Source organism: Nonomuraea sp. 3-1Str (genome assembly GCF_031570565.1).
Taxonomy (GTDB): domain Bacteria; phylum Actinomycetota; class Actinomycetes; order Streptosporangiales; family Streptosporangiaceae; genus Nonomuraea.
The window spans coordinates 46,745-63,585 of the sequence record NZ_JALHBK010000040.1 but is presented as its reverse complement, the minus strand read 5'-3'; the positions used below and the strand labels follow the sequence as shown (position 1 = coordinate 63,585).

General features: G+C 73.3%; 17 protein-coding genes. 10 read left to right on the top strand and 7 right to left on the bottom strand.

The genetic code is table 11. From position 1 onward, the window contains the following. The 4 genes from MTP10_RS38905 to MTP10_RS38890 all read left to right on the top strand — a co-directional run. Nucleotides 1–896, top strand: an 896-nt coding sequence (locus MTP10_RS38905) for a hypothetical protein (RefSeq protein WP_310716562.1), incomplete at its 5' end; no start/stop codon positions are given. Between the two features lie 31 nt (nt 897–927). After that, a complete protein-coding gene (locus tag MTP10_RS38900; protein WP_310716561.1) occupies nt 928–2,559 on the top strand; it encodes an AMP-binding protein in 1,632 nt (543 codons plus the stop codon). Between the two features lie 89 nt (nt 2,560–2,648). Beyond that, nucleotides 2,649–3,962: an FAD-dependent oxidoreductase gene (locus MTP10_RS38895; protein WP_310716560.1), complete on the top strand. Its 1,314-nt coding sequence runs from the start codon at nt 2,649–2,651 to the stop codon at nt 3,960–3,962. Nucleotides 3,963–3,996: 34 nt separating this feature from the next. Further along, nucleotides 3,997–5,199, top strand: coding sequence for a DUF6986 family protein (locus MTP10_RS38890; protein WP_310716559.1), 1,203 nt, complete (start codon nt 3,997–3,999; stop codon nt 5,197–5,199). Between the two features lie 29 nt (nt 5,200–5,228). Here the strand turns inward: MTP10_RS38890 and MTP10_RS38885 are convergent, their stop codons facing one another. The 5 genes from MTP10_RS38885 to MTP10_RS38865 form a co-directional block, all read right to left on the bottom strand. Further along, entirely contained in the window at nt 5,229–5,909 is a 681-nt protein-coding gene (locus tag MTP10_RS38885) for a copper homeostasis protein CutC (protein ID WP_310716557.1), read from the bottom strand. A 90-nt stretch (nt 5,910–5,999) separates the two neighbouring features. Then, nucleotides 6,000–6,647, bottom strand: coding sequence for a GNAT family N-acetyltransferase (locus MTP10_RS38880; RefSeq protein WP_310716555.1), 648 nt, complete (start codon nt 6,645–6,647; stop codon nt 6,000–6,002). 210 nt (nt 6,648–6,857) lie between these two features. Next, on the bottom strand, nt 6,858–7,595 hold the full coding sequence (locus MTP10_RS38875; protein WP_310716553.1) for a GntR family transcriptional regulator: 738 nt from the start codon (nt 7,593–7,595) through the stop codon (nt 6,858–6,860). 484 nt (nt 7,596–8,079) lie between these two features. Further along, nucleotides 8,080–8,496 carry a zinc ribbon domain-containing protein gene (locus MTP10_RS38870; RefSeq protein WP_310716551.1) on the bottom strand — a complete coding sequence of 139 codons (417 nt, stop codon included), beginning with the start codon at nt 8,494–8,496 and terminating at the stop codon, nt 8,080–8,082. Nucleotides 8,497–8,500: 4 nt separating this feature from the next. Continuing rightward, entirely contained in the window at nt 8,501–9,670 is a 1,170-nt protein-coding gene (locus MTP10_RS38865; protein ID WP_310716548.1) for a thiolase C-terminal domain-containing protein, read from the bottom strand. A 241-nt stretch (nt 9,671–9,911) separates the two neighbouring features. Here MTP10_RS38865 and MTP10_RS38860 point away from each other — a divergent pair, with 241 nt between their 5' ends. The 6 genes from MTP10_RS38860 to MTP10_RS38835 all read left to right on the top strand — a co-directional run bounded on the left by MTP10_RS38860 (nt 9,912) and on the right by MTP10_RS38835 (nt 15,158). Next, entirely contained in the window at nt 9,912–10,433 is a 522-nt protein-coding gene (locus MTP10_RS38860; RefSeq protein ID WP_310716570.1) for a flavin reductase family protein, read from the top strand. Continuing rightward, entirely contained in the window at nt 10,420–11,547 is a 1,128-nt protein-coding gene (locus MTP10_RS38855; protein ID WP_310716546.1) for an acyl-CoA dehydrogenase family protein, read from the top strand. Before MTP10_RS38860 ends, MTP10_RS38855 begins: the two co-directional genes overlap by 14 nt. Before the next feature lie 11 nt (nt 11,548–11,558). Then, complete coding sequence (locus tag MTP10_RS38850) at nt 11,559–12,332, top strand: SDR family oxidoreductase (RefSeq protein WP_310716544.1); 774 nt, start codon at nt 11,559–11,561, stop codon at nt 12,330–12,332. 38 nt (nt 12,333–12,370) lie between these two features. Then, nucleotides 12,371–12,763, top strand: a complete 393-nt coding sequence (locus tag MTP10_RS38845; protein WP_310716542.1) for a PadR family transcriptional regulator — start codon at nt 12,371–12,373, stop codon at nt 12,761–12,763. 40 nt (nt 12,764–12,803) lie between these two features. Beyond that, entirely contained in the window at nt 12,804–13,799 is a 996-nt protein-coding gene (locus MTP10_RS38840) for a hypothetical protein (protein WP_310716540.1), read from the top strand. Between the two features lie 63 nt (nt 13,800–13,862). After that, entirely contained in the window at nt 13,863–15,158 is a 1,296-nt protein-coding gene (locus MTP10_RS38835; RefSeq protein ID WP_310716539.1) for a DUF2252 domain-containing protein, read from the top strand. 4 nt (nt 15,159–15,162) lie between these two features. On the opposite strand, the gene MTP10_RS38830 is transcribed toward MTP10_RS38835, so the two are convergent. Then, on the bottom strand, nt 15,163–15,960 hold the full coding sequence (locus MTP10_RS38830; RefSeq protein WP_310716536.1) for a hypothetical protein: 798 nt from the start codon (nt 15,958–15,960) through the stop codon (nt 15,163–15,165). Nucleotides 15,961–16,225: 265 nt separating this feature from the next. Then, nucleotides 16,226–16,498 carry a hypothetical protein gene (locus MTP10_RS38825; RefSeq protein ID WP_310716534.1) on the bottom strand — a complete coding sequence of 91 codons (273 nt, stop codon included), beginning with the start codon at nt 16,496–16,498 and terminating at the stop codon, nt 16,226–16,228. Nucleotides 16,499–16,841 lie beyond the last annotated feature (343 nt).

The following is a 16,841-nucleotide window of genomic DNA, read 5'->3' as shown; positions in this document are numbered from 1 at the left end:
GGCGCGACCGGGTCGTGGTGGCGCTCGCCGAGCCGGCGGGCGCCCTGTGGGCCTCGGCCGCCTCCCGGGTGGCCGCCGCCGCCGCGTCCGTGGGGCCGCGCGGCCGGATGCGCCTGCACCACGCGCTGTCGGCGCTCGGGGCGACCACGCTGGTCGCGACCCCCACCGGCGCCATGGACTTCCTGGCCCGGCTGCACCTGGAGTTCCTGCTCGACCCGCTGGACCTCGGGCTCCGGCACATCGTTCTCACCGGCGAGATCGCCTCGAAGCGGACCCTCGGCCACCTGGCGGGCGAGTTCGACGCCGAGGTCCACGAGGTGTACTCCAGCCCGTTCAGCGGGGGCGCCCTGGCCTGGCGGGCGGCGGAGGACGAGCCGCTCACACCGCTCGCCGACGGCCTGCTGCGGCTGGCCGCGCTCGGCAAGGACGAGCTGCTGCCGCACGCCCCCGGCGCGGCCGAGCTGGTGATCACGCCGGCCGGCCACTCCGCGCTCGGCGACGCCGTGCTGCGGACCGGTCAGGTGGCGCGCGGCCCGGCCGACGGGATCCCCGCCCCCGCACACACCGTGGGAGACCACGTGCTGGTGCGCGGCGTGTGGCTGTCGCTGCCCCGGATCGGCCGGACCCTCACGAAGATCGACGGGGTGGCCCGGTGGGAGCTCGGCGTCAGCCGGCAGGGCACGCTCGACGCGGCGGTCCTGACCGTGACGTTCAACCGGGCCAGCCTGGTGGGCAACCCGATGTGGCGCTCGCGCCTCCAGGAGGCCGTGCGGGCGCTGACGCCGATCTCGCTCGCGGTGGAGATCGCTCCGGAGGTCGCCGAGACGCCCTCCCCCGGCATGGTGAGCGACTTGCGCGGTCACCACCTCGGCCGCGACAGGGCACTCGTGACGTGACGCACCGACTCAGCTTGGAGGCGCGGGAGACGTGGAACCGGTGCCGGACTGGGGGACGATCCCCCGCATGCTGCGCGACCAGGCCGCCCGGCACCCCGGCGCGACCGTCCTGGCCGACGGCGCGGACCGGACGAGCCTGGCGGAGCTGCTGGAGGCGGCCACGCGGGTGGCGCGGGGCCTCATGGCGCTCGGCGTCGGGCCCGGCGACCGGGTCGCGCTGTGGGGCGTGAACGACCCGTCCTGGGTGGTCCACGCCTTCGGCGTCTGGTGCGCCGGCGCGGTCCTCGTGCCGCTCTCGTCCCGGGCCAAGGGCCTGGAGGCGGCGGCGATGATCCGCAGGACCGCCGCCCGGGTGCTGATCACCGGAGAGGGGGCGGGGCGGACGGCGCCGGCGGACCTCCTGCCGCCGGGCACCGGCCTGCTCGCGGATCTCCTGCCGCCCGGCACCGGCCTGCTCCATGTGGTCGTCCCCGCCTCCACTCCCCCGGGCCCGGGCCGTCTCACCGCCTCGGAGCTGCTGGAGCGGGGCGAGCAGGTCGCGCCGGACGCCGCCGAGGAGCGGGCGCTGGCCGTACGGCCGGAGGACCTGTGCGAGATCATGTCCACCTCCGGCACCACCGGCACGCCCAAGGGCGTCATGCTCGACCACGCCCAGGTGCTGCGCGGCTACTGGGACTGGGCCGAGATCGTCACCCTGGGCGAGGACGACCGCTACCCGGTCATCGCGCCGTTCAGCCACGGCTTCGGGCTGAACGCGGGGCTGCTCGCGTGCGTGCTGCGGCGGGCCACGATGATGCCGATCCGGGCGTTCACCCCCGACGGGCTGATGGAGCTGATCTCCTCCGGCCGGATCAGCGTCCTGGCGGGGCCGCCCACGCTGTTCCACCGGCTGCTGGACGAGCTGGACCGCAGGGCGTGCGACGTCTCGTCGCTGCGCGTGGCCATCTGCGGGGCCGCCGCCGTCCCGCCGTCGCTCATCACCCGGCTGGTCGAGCAGGTGGGCATGGAACGGGTGATCAACGCGTACGGCCTGATGGAGGGCACGGTCGTCTCCATGACCAGGGCCGGCGACCCCGTCGGGGTGGTCGCGGCCACGACCGGGCGGGCGGTGCCCGGCATCGAGGTCAGGGTCGTGGACGACGAGGGCAAGGACGTCGCGCCGGGCGAGCGCGGCGAGATCCTGCAGCGCGGCTACGGCGTGATGCGCGGCTACTGGGACGAGCCGGACAGGACCGCCGAGGTGGTCGACCGGGACGGGTGGCTGCACACGGGCGACGTCGGCGTGCTGGACGCGGCCGGGAACCTGGCGATCGTGGACCGCAAGAAGGACCTGTACATCGTCAACGGCTTCAACGTCTCCCCCGCCGAGGTGGAGTCGTTGCTGCTGCGCCAGGGCTCGCTGGCGCAGGCGGCCGTCGTCGGGGTGCCCGACACCGTCTCGGGCGAGTCCGGCTGCGCGTACGTGGTGCCCCGTCCCGGCGCTGAGGTGGACGTGGAGGCGCTGCTGGCCTGGGCGGGGGAGAACATGTCCAACTACAAGGTCCCGAGGCGCGTCGTGGTCGTGGAGGCCCTGCCGGCCAACGCCAACGGCAAGATCGACAAGGCCGCCCTGCGCGCCCGCGCGACACGGGACGCTCTTGACGGCGAAAAGAGGCTGTCATAGGCGCTCGCACGGGGAACAATCGCCACGAGACGGTGATCCCGGCCGGACGCCTGGCCCGTGCCGAGGAGTCGCCGTCGCAGGGAGGCGACGTGGCGTTGCGCGTGGCGGTCATCGGATCGGGGCCCGCCGGGATCTACACGGCCGAGGCCCTGGTCAAGCAGTCGTCGGAGCCGGTAGAGATCGACGTGCTCGAACGCCTGCCCACGCCGTACGGGCTGGTCAGGTACGGCGTCGCGCCCGACCACACCTCGATCAAGTCCATCGCCGGCTACCTGCGGCGGGTGCTGGAGCTGCCGCAGGTGCGCTTCCTCGGCGGCGTCACGCTCGGCGTGGACGTGTCCGTGAGCGACCTGCTGAGCGCCTACGACGCCGTCGTTTACGCCACGGGCGCCATGGTGGACCGGCGGCTCGGCATCCCCGGCGAGGACCTGCCGGGCAGCGTGGCGGCCACCGACTTCGTCAACTGGTACTGCGGCCACCCCGACGTGGACGCCGGCCGGTTCGTCCTCGACAGCTCCGAGGTGGCGGTCATCGGCGTCGGCAACGTGGCCGTGGACGTGGTGCGGATCCTGGCCAAGACGGCCGACGAGCTGAGCGCGACCGACGTGCCGCACGAGGTGCTCGAACGCCTGGGCGCCAGCCAGGTCAAGGCCATCCACATGATCGGCCGGCGGGGGCCGGAGCACGCCAAGTTCACGCTCAAGGAGCTGCGGGAGCTCGGGGAGCTGGCCAACGCCGACGTGTGCGTGCGGCCGGAGGAGGCCGTCGTGCTCGGCGGCGACTTCCCGCGCCAGGTGCGGGGCAACATCGAGGTGCTGCGCTCGTGGTCGGAGCGGCGGCCGGCCGGCCGGCCGCGCCGGCTCGACGTGCGGTTCTGGCTGCGCCCGGTGGAGATCATCGGCAGCGAGCGGGTCGAGGGGCTGCGGCTCGAACGCACCCGGCTGAGCCCCGAGGGGCGCGTGGAGGGCACCGGCGAGTTCGAGACGCTGCCGGTGGGGATGGTGCTGCGATCCGTCGGCTACCAGAGCGTGCCCCTGCCGGACGTGCCGTTCTCCCACGAGACGATGACCGTGCCGAACGAGGCCGGGCGGGTGCGCGAGCGCGAGTACGTCGCCGGCTGGCTCAAGCGCGGCCCGACGGGCGTGATCGGCACGAACAAGTCCGACGCGGCCGAGACGGTCCGCACGCTGCTGGCCGACCTCGCGGGCCGCGGGCACGAGCTGAAGACGGACCTCGACACGCTGCTGGCCGAGCGCGGGGTGCGGCCCGTCACCTACGAGGAGTGGCTGGCCGTCGAGGCGGCCGAGGCCGAGCTGGCCCGCACGCTGGGCCGCGGCGAGCGCGTCAAGCTGGCCGGCCTGGAGGCCATGCTGCGCGCCTTCCGCCCCTCAGCCCGCCCCTGAGCCCGGTGTCCCGCGGCGGGTTAGGGTGCAGGGCATGCGTGTGACCATGGGGGACGTGCCGCTGGCCTCGTTCGAGGACGCCTTCCGGGCCCAGCGGGCCCGCTATCCGGGCGCCTCCCCCGGCTGGCGCCCCGGATGGCAGCCGGTGCACACGGTGTACGTGCCGGCCGACCGGTTCTCCGCCGGGACCGTCGCGGACTGGGGCGGGCGGGCCCTGGCGATGGCGCGGGCGGGGCTGGCCGGTCCCGCCGAGGTCGTGGACGTGTTCGGGGTGCCGGAGGGGCTGGCGCCGGCCGTGCACGAGCGGGTGCTGCGCAAGCTCGCCCGCGAGCCCGTCGAGGACCTGCGGATCGACTTCGAGGACGGCTACGGGGTGCGGCCCGGCGAGGAGGAGGACGCGCACGCCGTGCGGGCCGCCGAGGCGGTCGCGGAGCTGCGGGCCGCGGGGACGCTGCCGCGGCGGTGGGGGCTGCGGGTCAAGTCGTTCGCCGACGGCGACCCGGCGCGCTCGGCTCGGACGCTCGACGGTTTCCTCACCGAGGTGTCGGCGCGCTGCGGCGAGCTGCCGCGCGGCTTCGTGGTGACCTTCCCCAAGGTGCTCATGGAGGAGTACCTGGTGGAGTTCGCCGACCTGCTGGGGCGGCTCGAACGCGGGCTGGAGCGCGGGCTCGGGGGCGGCGCGGAGGTGCGGCTGCGCTTCGAGATGCAGGTGGAGGCGCCGCAGACGCTGGCGTTCCTGCGGGGCGACCTCGCCGAGACGCTGGGAGGCAGGCTCGCCGCCGCGCACTTCGGGGTGTTCGACCACACGGCGGCGATCGGCCTGCCGCCGCAGGAGCAGCGGCTCGACCACCCGGCCTGCGACCACGCGCGGCACGTCATGCAGACCGCGTTCGCGGGGACGGGGGTGGAGCTGTCGGACGGGTCGCTGGCGGCCGCGCCCGCCTCGGAGTCGGCCGCCGACCTGCGCGGGCTGTGGCGGCGGCACGCCGAGCTCGTACGGCACTCGCTGCGCCACGGGTACCACCAGGGCTGGGACATGCACCCCTCGCACCTGGTGAGCCGGTTCGCCGCGGTCTACGCCTTCCATCTGGCGACGTACGACGCGTACCGGGAACGGGTGCGGGCCTGGGAGGAGGGGCGGGCGGGCGACGCCGGGGTCATGGACGAGCCCGCCACGATCAGGCCGCTCGTGGCGGCCCTGTCACGCGCGGACGCCGCCCTGTCCGGCCCCGGCTGAGGCCGGGACCGCGTCCGGGGCCCGGCCGCTCAGTCGCGGTCGACCAGGGCGCGCCACTGCTGGACCAGCCGCCGGTCCACGGGGTCCGACCAGCTCTCCCGTACGGCGGAGCCGACATGGAAGGCGCGCACCCCGTAGTCGAGCAGGGCCGGCACGTGCGGTGGCCGCAGCCCGCCGCCGGCCAGGATGATCGAACCGTCACCGGCCTCGGCGCGGGTCTTGAGCACCGGCAGCCCGTCCGCCACACCGGTGGGCCCGCCGGCGGTCAGGACGGTCGCCAGGTTCGGCAGGAGCCGCACGGCGCGCCAGGCGGCCAGGACGTCGGCCGCGTGGTCGACCGCCCGGTGGAACGTCCAGGGCAGCGGCGAGACGGCGTGGATGAGCGCCTCGGTGGCGGCCAGGTCCACGGCGCCCGCCCCGTCGAGGAACCCGAAGACGAACCCCGCCGCACCGGCCTGGGCCAGCTCCTTGACGTCGCGCCGCAACCGGTCCAGCTCGTCCTGCCCGGCCGTGAACGTGGCGTCGCGGCGCAGCATGACCATCTGGGGCAGCGGGCACTCGGCGGCGATGGCGGCGACCGTCTCGGGCGCGGGTGTGAGCCCGTCGGCCGCCATGTCGGCGACGACCTCCACGCGGTCGGCGCCGCCCTGCTCCGCGGCCACGGCGTCGCGCACGTCGAGCGCGATCACCTCAAGGAGGGATCCGGTCATGAGGGCAGGTTATCGGGTGCTCTACCCCTTTCCGCAGGCGAAGCCCCAAAAGCCCGTTACGTCCTGGCTGGTCCTGGGGGCCGGCGGCCGTCAGGCGCCGATGAGCTCGGGGAGGGTGAGGTCGCGGAAGGCGGCGACCATGGCGCTCTCGGCGGGGCGCTGGAAGAGGGCGCCCGAGGCGCGGTGCGGGAGGTCCACCGTACGGACATGCTGGAAGCCGCGCCGCCGGTAGTAGTCCTGGAGTTCCTGGTTGCGCTTGGCGCAGTCGAGCCGGAGCCAGCGGCGCCCCGTGGCGCGGGCCGTGTCCCCGGCCCAGTCCAGCAGCGCGTCCCCGAGACCCGTGCCGGCCCAGGGCCTGGCCACGGCCAGCTTGTGGACGTACAGCGCCGAGCCGGGGTCGTCGGCGGGCGCCCAGAACTCCGGGTCCGCGTGGCCGTCCAGGGCGATGGTGGCGACCGGGGGGACGTCCTCGTCGGGGTCGAGGTAGCGCAGCTCGTCGTCCAGCAGGTACAGCACCCGCTCCTCGATCAGCGGCTCGATCCGCTCGGGGCCGAAGCCGCCCCGCGGCCACTGGCTCACGCCCTTGGAGTGCAGCCATTCGGCGGTGTCGGCGAGCAGGGTGAGGACGCCCTGGAGGTCGGAACGGTCGGCGCGGCGCAGGGCCAGCGGGTGCAGGAGGGTCGCGGTACCGGAGCCCGAAGTGCCGGAGAAGGTGCCGAAGGCAGTGATGGAGTGCATGGTTCGCCCTTTCGATGCGTTGGGTGTCCGAGTCGCTACTGTGAGTGATGGCGCAGTGGCGCATGGACTCGGCTAGGGTGACTTAAAGGCGATATGTACGCATATACACGCATAAATTGGGTTTTAGGGAGTATGCACGACTCCCCTAGCCCGGCGAGGCCGGATTACTCGCGGCGGGCCGCCGGCGGGATCACCCCCAACCGAGCTCGACTAGCGGCTGTCGAGCTCGTATCTGATCAAGTGCTTGTCCGCGGGTAGCACCGAGACCGCGACGCGCACCGGCGTATCAGCCCTGTCGTAACCAACACGGACATACACGACAACTGGCGTGCCCAGTTCCAATTGAAGCCTCTCAGCTTCCTCTTGGTTGGGCATTCGCGCCCAAATGTCGTCAATCACGCGAACTTGTTCATGCCCGAGCTCCTCCAGAACCCGGTTCGCCCCTCGCGCGATGTCCCCCGGCCTGGCGATTTCCGAGGTGGCCACCAAATCCCGGGGGAAGTAGGAGTCATTGGTGTTGTACGGCTGCCCGTCGACGAAACGGAGCCGCCGGCGCACCACGGCGAGCTCCCCGTCGGCCAGCTCCAATCGGCTGGCGATCTCCTCGACGGGTGTGACGGTCAGCACCTCGATGAGCTGGCTGGGCGCCCGGCCCTCCTGGGTGACGGCGTAGGCGAACGCCTCACGCAGCTCTCCGCTGGGCTGTGGCTCCAGCTCTCGCTGCGGGTAGATGAGCAGCGGCCTGCGGTCCCGGACGATCGTGCCGCGGCGGGGCGTCCGGGTGACCAGCCCTTCGTTGACCAGCTCGCCCAGGGCCAGCCGGACGGTGTTGCGGCTCACCCCATGGTCCTCCATGAGCTGGGCCTCAGTCGGCAGCTGCGCTCCGGGACCGAGTACACCGGAGTAGATGGCCTTCCGTAGTTCGGAAGCCACCTGCTGGTACAGCACCGACCTTGCCACTTTCACCCCTTATTGTGCCAACAATTTAGACGATCTGGTTCTAGCAGGCCACAACCCCTTGACCAAAGGGCCCCCGCAGCCGCATCATCCATTCGTTGGTACAAATCCATCGAAAGGCCGGGAGGAGGTGAGGGCCAGTGTTGCCGGTCCACGCGGGTACGCCATACCTGCCCTGGCAAGACCCAGACGATGCACCACGTTTACTGCGTTACGCGGTGCGTCGCCATACGTTCGGTCTTACCTGCACGAACACCCGGAATGGCAGTCCCGTACCGACCAGGTCGACCGAGCGTTGCCGGCACCCGGAGTCCTCGCACTCCCCCACCGTCTCCGTGCGCGAACCATCGATCTAGGACTCCAACCCTCGCCGGAGTCCTGGCGTCGCCGCGCATGGGGCTGGAAGCGCGTCCTGGCGGGTCCCCCACGCCCGCCAGGACGCGCGTTCCGCATGTCACCCGTCTTTCGGTGACGCTCACTCCCCGGCGGGCTCCCAGTCGACGAGCGTGAGTTCCCCTGCCGTGAACACGCCCCTGACCCGCTCGCCGCCCACGGGCTCCCGCGACGCCCGCCACCCGCCGTGCAGCAGGCAGTCGGGCACCGCCACCGGCCGCACCATCACCACCACGTAGGGCTCCCCGACCCGCGCGCCTGCCCCGCCGAACGCCTGATGGCTGACGATCCAGCTCTCCACGGTTCCCTCCGGGGCCACCGCCTCCCAGCGCCACCGCTCGGCGCGGCAGGCCGGGCAGAACGCCCTGGCGGGGAAGCGCGCCGTGCCGCACGCCTCGCACCGCTGCACCGCGAACTCCCCCCGCCCCGTCCGCTCCCACCACGGGGCCGAGTCGCGGTCCGTCGCCACCTGGAACACCGGACGCCCGCCACCAGTCATGCGATCAGCCCTTCCTGAGGATCAAGGCGGAGGTCGCCGGCAGGATGTAGCCGGGCTGGGCCGTGGACAGGGCCACCTCCGCGCCCGGCACCTGGCGGTCCCCCGCGTCGCCGCGCAGCTGGGAGACGGCCTCGGCGATGTGGTTCATGCCGTGGACGTAGCCCTCCGACAGGAAGCCGCCGTGGGTGTTGACCGGCAGCGTCCCGTCCAGCGCCGTGGCGCCCGAGGCGACGTACGGGCCGCCCTCCCCCTTGGGGCAGAACCCGTAGTCCTCGAGCTGGACGAGCACGGAGTAGGTGAAGCAGTCGTAGATCTCGGCCACGTCGACGTCCTCCGGACCGAGGCCGGCCTGGCCGTACAGGCGGGGGGCGAGGGCGGCGGCGGCCGTGGTGGTGGGGTCGGCGCGCCCGCCCGACAGGTGGCTCTCCCCGCCGCCCCAAGCGGCGGCCGACACGAGCACCGGCGGCCGGCGCAGGTCGCGCGCCCGCTCGGCGGTGGTGACGACCAGCGCGCAGGCGCCGTCCGTCTCCAGGCAGCAGTCGAGCAGCCGGAACGGCTCGGCGATCCACCGGCTGGCCAGGTAGTCGTCGAGCGTGATCGGGGTGCGCATGAGGGCGCGGGGGTTCTTGACGGCGTTGGCGCGCTGGGTGACCGCCAGCCGGCCGAAGTGCTCCGCCGTGGTGCCGTACCTGAGCATGTGCGCGCGGGCGTACATCGCGTACTGCTGCGGCGGCGCGAAGAAGCCGTACGGCGCCTGGTACTGCACCTCGGGGCCCGGCGGCAGCCCGCGGCCGGTGCCGCCCATGCGGAACTCCGAGCGGGCGTTGATGGCGCGGTAGCAGACGACGGTCTCGGCCATGCCCGCGGCCACGGCGAGCGCGGCCTGGGCCACGACGGCGTGGGAGACGCTGCCGCCGCCGAACTGGTCGAGGTGCCAGCTCAGGTCGCGGATGCCGAGCGCGGGCCCGACGAGGGTGGGGGCCGCGGAGTCGCCGACGCGGTGGGTGGCCAGGCCGTCGACGTCGTCCGCGGTGAGCCCCGCGTCGTCCAGGGCGGCCAGGACGGCGCGGCAGGCCAGGGTCAGGGTGCTGACGCCCGAGTCCTTGCCGAACGGCGTGTAGCCCACGCCCGCGACGGCCGTACGATCCCGGAAGGCGAGCAAGCGCTTGGGCATCAACCCACGCTAGGCCGCGCGCTCCGGACGTGTCAACGTGACAGGGTGGACGGTCGCCGGCGCACCGCTTGACAGGCTTTCCGCCCCACGCCTACCGTCCAAGCAAGCGCTTGGTGAGATACACTCGACTGGGCGGACAAAGGAGGTCCACATGAGCACACACGCTGCCCGGCTGGTCACGCCGGACGGTTGTGCCGGCCGTCCCACGCCCTACCAGCGCAGGACCCTCCACGGAGCCGCCATGCCGAACGGCCCTACCCCCCAGAGCGCGAACGGTCACCTCGACGCCTTACGGTTCCGGCAGGTGCTCGGGCGCTTCGCCACCGGCGTGGTGGCGATCACCGCGCTCGACCCGGCGACCGGCACGCCGTGCGGCCTGGCGGCCAACTCGTTCACCTCGGTGTCGCTCGACCCCCCGCTCGTGGCGTTCTGCGTCGCGCACACCAGCACGAGCTGGCCGCGCGTACGCGGGGCCGAGATGCTCACCGTGAACGTGCTGGCCGAGCACCAGCAGCCGGTGTGCGTCCAGATGGCGGCCAAGGGCGGCGACAAGTTCGCGGGGCTGAAGTGGACCGGCTCGCCCGGCGGCAACCCCGTGCTGGACGGGGCGCTGGCCTGGATCGACTGCGCGGTCGAGGCCGAGCACCCCGCCGGCGACCACATGATCGTGGTCGCGCGGGTGCTCCAGCTCGACGTCCACGCGGAGGGCGGGCCGCTGGTGTTCTTCCGCGGCGGCTACGGGGGCTTCGTTGAGCCTGCGTGAGGAGGCGCGGGCCTGGCTGGAGGACCACCTCACCGGCGAGTTCGCCGGCGCGCGCGGGCTGGGCGGACCCGGCCGCGAGCACGAGGGCCACGAGATCCGGCTGGCCTGGGAGCGCCACCTCGGCAAGGCGGGCTGGACCTGCCTGGCCTGGCCCGCACGGTACGGCGGGCGCGACGCCTCCCTGGCCGACCAGGTCGCCTTCCACGAGGAGTACGCCCGCGCCGACGCCCCCGCCCGCGTGGGCCACATCGGCGAGGGGCTGCTCGGCCCGACCATCCTCCAGCTCGGCACGGACGAGCAGAAGGCCCGGTTCCTCCCTCCCGTTCAGCGCGGCGAGGAGCTGTGGTGCCAGGGCTACTCCGAGCCGGACGCGGGCTCCGACCTGGCCGGGGTGCGGACCCGGGCGCGCCTGGAGAGCGGCCGGTGGGTGGTGACCGGGCAGAAGGTGTGGACGTCGCTGGCGCACGTGGCCGACTGGTGCTTCGTGCTCTGCCGCACGGAGCCGGGCTCGGAACGCCACCGGGGGCTGTCGTACCTGCTGGTGCCGATGCGGCAGCCCGGCGTAGAGGTGCGGCCGATCGTGCAGATGACCGGCACGTCGGAGTTCAACGAGGTGTTCTTCGACGGCGCCACCACCGACGCCGCCAACGTCGTCGGCTCCCCCGGGGACGGCTGGCGGGTGGCGATGGCCACGCTGGCCCACGAGCGGGGCGCGTCCACGCTGGGGCAGCAGATCGGGTTCCGGCGGGAGCTGGCCAAGGTGATCGAGACGGCCCGGCGCACCGGGGCGGCGGAGGACCCGGTGCTGCGTGACCGGCTGGTCAGGGCCTGGCTGGAGCTGCGGATCATGCGGCTGAACGCGCTGCGCACGATGCGGCCCGACCCGGGGCCGGAGGCGTCCATCGGCAAGCTCTACTGGTCGGAGTGGCACCGCAGGCTCGGTGAGCTGGCCCAGGCCGTCCAGGGCAGGGCGGGGCTCGTCGCCCGCGACGGCGAGCTGGACGACCTGCAACGGCTCTACCTGTTCAGCCGGGCGGACACCATCTACGCCGGGTCCAGCGAGATCCAGCGCAACATCATCGCCGAACGGACGCTGGGCCTGCCCCGGCAGTGAGGGGCACCACGATGGCACCGGCGTACCCGCGCGGACGCGGTCTGCTCGACGGCAAGGTCACGCTCGTCACCGCCGCGGCGGGGGCCGGCATCGGCTACGCGACCGCGCGGCGCTGCGCGGAGGAGGGCGCCACCGTCGTCCTGTCCGACCGGCACGAGCGGCGCCTGGGCGAGGCCGCCGAGGCGCTGGCGGAGCTGACCGGTGTCAAGCCGCTGGCCGTGCCGTGCGACGTGACGTCGGAGGACCAGGTGGGGGCGCTGTTCGAGGCGGTGGCGCAGCGGCACGGGCGGCTGGACGTGCTCGTCAACAACGCCGGGCTCGGCGGCACGGCCGAGCTGGCCGCGATGACGGACGAGCAGTGGCACGCGGTCATCGACGTCACCCTGCACGGCACCATGCGCTGCACCAGGGCCGCCCTGCGCCGGATGGTCCCGCAGGGGGCCGGGACGATCGTGAACAACGCCTCGGTCGTCGGCTGGCGGGCCCAGCGCGGCCAGGCGCACTACGCGGCGGCCAAGGCCGGGGTCATGGCGCTGACCCGGTGCGTCGCGATGGAGGTCGCCGAGCACGGTGTCCGGGTGAACGCGGTGGCGCCGTCGCTGGCCGTCCACCCGTTCCTGGCGAAGGTGACGAGCGAGGAGGTGCTGGCGGAGCTGGCGGCGCGGGAGGCGTTCGGACGCTCGGCCGAGCCGTGGGAGGTGGCCAACGTCATCGTCTTCCTGGCCAGCGACTACGCCACGTACATGACGGGCGAGGTCGTCTCCGTCTCCTCCCAGCACCCCTGAGGCACCCTATATCTTGCGCGACAAGATATAGTGGGGACGTGAACATAACGGAGCCCATGTTCCTCGCGCTCACCGCGCTGGTGGACGAGCCCCGGCATGGCTACGGGATCGTCCAGGAGGTCGACCGGCTGTCGGGGGGAAGGGTCCAGCTCAAGATCGGCTCGCTGTACGGGGTGCTCGACCGGCTCGCCGCCGACGGGCTGGTGCAGCTCGACCGCGAGGAGGTCCAGCGGGGGCGGCTGCGCCGCTACTACCGGCTGACGGACGACGGCGCCCGGACCCTCGCCGACGAGGCCGCCCGACTGGCGGCCAACGCCGAGGCCGCCACGGCCAGGCTGCGCGCCCGCGGGACGGCCGGCCGCCCCTCCGCCGGCCCGCCCCCCACCCCCGGCCGACCACCGCCCTGGCGGTGCTCGCCCGTACGTCCCTGACCGCTCTCGCCGCGCGCGCGGCGGCCGCTGGAGGTGGCGCGTGACCGAGCCCGACCCGGTGCTGCTGGAGCAGCGCTACCGCTCCGTCCTGCGGATCCTGCCCGCCTCCTACCGGGTGGAGCGGGAGGACGAGATGGTGGCGGCGTTCATGGAGATGTCCGGCGAGGTGCCGGACGAGCGCAACCCGCGCCCGCGCTGGGACGAGGTCGCCAGCGTGGTCGCGCTGGCGGTGCGGGTCCGGCTCGGCGGAGCGGGCGCCGGTCCCCGGTTCGTCGCCTGGGGCGAGGCCGTCCGGCTCCTGGCGCTGCTGGGCCTGGGCTACCAGGCGCTGCTCAGCCTCTACTCCCTCCTGTCGATCGGCCTCGCCGCCGTGCTCGACGCCCCCGGCCCCGCCCCCTGGAGCCGCGTCGTCCTCGCCGTGGTGGACTGCTCCTGGTTCGCCGCGTACGCCGTCCTCATGCGGGGTCACGTCCGGCCGGCGAAGGCTGCGGCACTGGCGGGCGGCGCGACGTCCCTCCTCGCGCTCCTCACCGGCCTGCCGATCGACCTCATGGGGTGGCCGCAGGCGGCCTCCGCCCTGACGGTCGTGGCGACCCTCCTCGCGCTGCTGGTGGGCTTCCACCGCGACGCGCCGCCGGTCCGCCGCCCGTGGGGCGCCGCCGTCCTGCCGCCGGCCCTCGCGGCGCCGCTGGTGGTCCTGCCTGTCGTCGCTTTCCCGCCGGCCGCCGACCCGATCGTGTGGCTGTCGCTCTGGATCTATCCCGACGGGCTCGCGATCGTGGCCCTGCTCGTGACCGGCGCCGTCGCCCTCGCCCGCCACCGGTCACCGTCCGTGCTGCTCGCCCTCGCGATGGGCGGGACGCTGCTGATGGCGTCCCGGCTGCCGTTGGGCCTGCCCCGGGAGTACAACGAACCCGTGTGGACGACGAGCGTCACACAGGGCGCGCTGCTCGCGGTGATGGTCGTGTCGCTGATGGTCGCGGGGCTGCGGAGGCTGCCCGCCGCGCGCCGCCCCGGGCTCGAACCAGCCTCCTGACCGGCCACGACATCTTCATGACAATCTAGGCGGAAGGGGCGGCCACGTCCTACTGTCCCGTGTATGGCTACCCGCTCCTCCTTCCTGCTCGACGTTCTCGTGGCCGAGTTCGGTGAGTCGATCAAGCGCGAACCGGCCGCGTTCCGGCGCAAGTTCCGCAAGATGGCCGCCTCGCCGTTCGCCTTCTACCGGGGCAGCGCGAGCCTGTTCTACGCCGACCTCACCGGCGAGTTCGCCGACGACGCCTTCCTCGACGAGCCCACCAGCCGGGTGTGGATCCACGGCGACCTGCACGCCGAGAACTTCGGCACCTACATGAACGCCTCCGGCGTGCTCGTCTTCAACGTCAACGACTTCGACGAGGCGTACGTCGGGCCGTACACCTGGGACCTCAAGCGTTTCGCCGCCAGCGTGGCGCTCATCGGGTACGCCAAGGCGCTGTCCGACGAGGTGATCAGCTCGCTCGTGAGCGGCTTCGGCACCGCCTACCTGGACGAGCTGACCGCCATCGCGCACGGCGGCGACGACGCGATCGGGTCGCTGACGCTCGGCACCACCACCGGGGTGCTGCACCGGGTGCTCCAGACGGCGCGGCTGCGGACGCGGGTGGCGATGCTCGACGTCGAGACCGTCATCGACGACTACGACCGGCGCTTCGCGATCATGGAGGGGCGGGAGGCCGTCGGGCCCGAGACCCGGGCGGCCGTGCTGGCCGCGTTCGAGGACTACCTGACCACGCTGCCCGAGCAGACCACCTCCGTCGAGCACGTCATCAAGGACGTGGCGCTGCGCAAGGGCGTGGGCATCGGCTCGGCCGGGCTGCCCTCGTACAACATGCTGCTGGAGGGCCGCTCGCAGGCGCTGGAGAACGACGTCATCCTCTACATGAAGCAGGCGCAGGTGCCGGCCGTGGCCAGGTACATCACCGACGAGAAGGTGACCGGCTACTTCCTGCACCAGGGGCACCGGACCGCCGAGTCGCAGCGGGCGCTGCAGGCGTACGCGGACCCGTGGCTCGGCTACACCACGCTCGGCGGCGTGGGGCAGCTCGTGGCCGAGGTCTCGCCGTACTCGGCCGACCTCGACTGGGACGACGTCAACGAGCCGGCCGAGCTGGACTCGATCATGCGGGATCTCGGGCGGGCGGTGGCGCGCATGCACGCCGTGGCCGACGACGAGTCCAGCCACGACCTGGTGGACTACTCCACCGAGGAGTCGATCGTGGCGGTGGTGGACGGCGACCGGCCCGGCTTCATCGGCATGCTGGTGGACTTCGCGCACCGGTACGGGATCCAGGCGCGGGCCGACCACCAGACCTTCGTCGACCTCTTCCGCAACGGCCGCCTCCCCGGGGTGTGACCGCCTAGAGCAGCTCGCGCAGCGCCCTGGCCAGGTTGCGGGGTGCCCGCGGCTCGTAGCGCAGGAACAGGTACGGCTCGGTGAGCTCCAGCTCGATCACCACCGGCGTCCCGTCGGGCAGCCGGACCAGGTCGATCCGCGCGTACAGAAGGGCTTGCGGGATGATGGCAAGCACCTTCTCGGCGAGCTCGACCTGGTCCGGGGCTGGTGCGCGGAGCTCTGCCCGCACGTGGTCGGCGCCCGACTTCCCCGGGGAGAGCATGGGAGTGCGGCGGACGGCGTGGCTGAAGCGGCGGTTGAAGTACAGCAGCGAGGTCTCGCCCTCGGTCTCGACCATGTCGAGGTAGGGCTGCACCATGGGCGTGCGGCCGGACGCCTCCAGCCACGCGGCGTGCGCGACGGCCTCGGCGCGGCCGGTGGTCCGGATCGTGTCGCGTGCGCCCGACGAGATCGCGGGCTTGACGACGTACTCGTCCCACTCGGGCAGGCCCTCCGACGACCAGTGCGTGGGCACGACGGGGAGCCCGAGGTCGCGGAGGTAGGTCTTGTCGGTGTTGCCGGCCAGCACGGAGGCGGGATTGAGCAGCCTCGAGTGGCTCTCGACCCGCCGGGCCCAGTCCAGGAACTCGTCCCGGCGGCCGACGTAGTCCCACACGGACCGCACCACGACGGCGTCGTAGGCGGCCCAGTCGGCCGCGGGGTCGTCCCAGCGCTCTACACGCCCGTCGATGCCCTCCTCCCGCCAGGCGGCCAGCACGATGTCGCGCTCGTCGTCGTGGCCGTCTTTGTCGTCAAATGTCACATAGGCACAGGTAGTCACGGCGACGATGCTACGACCCGCTCCCGGCAGGTCCGGGGCGGCGGGGTCCACCTCCCGGGGTCGTCACGGACGGGTGTCCGCCTCGCCACGGCTCACCGCCTGACGTCCCCTGGGAGCCGCCCCGCCGCCGCACCTCTCTGGTTTCCCGCAGTGCCCACCGCAGGTCGCGTCATGGAGAGCCGGGTGCCACGGTGCCGACCGGGTGCCTGGGGCGCGCACCGGTGACCACCCGATCAGGGAACAGCTCCTAGTCGACGCGGTTGCTCACGGCCGCGCCGCTGCGGCGGGCGGCGGTGGCGGTGTTGGCGTTCACCGAGGTGACGTTGGTGGAGGAGCCGGTGCCCCGGTTCTGGGCCACGATGTTCCCGAACATGTTGCCGGACTGGGAGGACTCGCGGTTGGAGCTGGAGTCGGAGATGGCGGTGTCCGCGAACGCGGGGACGGCGGCCGGACCGGCGACCGCGGCGAAGGCGGTGCCGACGGCGGCAACGACCACTCCGGTGGCGCAGAGCTTCTTCATGGGGATCTCCTTCAAGGTTCGGGGGGTCGGGGGTTCGGGGGGTCGGGAGTCGGAGGGTTCAGGGGTGAGGGAACCGGTGTGGGGTGGCCCGGTGCGGGGTGAAGGGCCCGGAGGGGGACCGCACCGGCGCGCGTGACGGCCCGCCGGTACGCGCATCACACCGAGACGGGTGGCGACTCGTCGAGACGAGCGACCCGCGACACGTGTCACCACCCGTCGGAGCGTGCGCCCCCGTCGGGAGTGCGCGCGGTGGACTGCTCCTGCCCGGGAGGGAGCGGCAGGCGCCGAGCGGCCTGCCGGGAAGGGAGCGGCAGGCAGCGTGGCGGATGGGGACGCGGCCGGG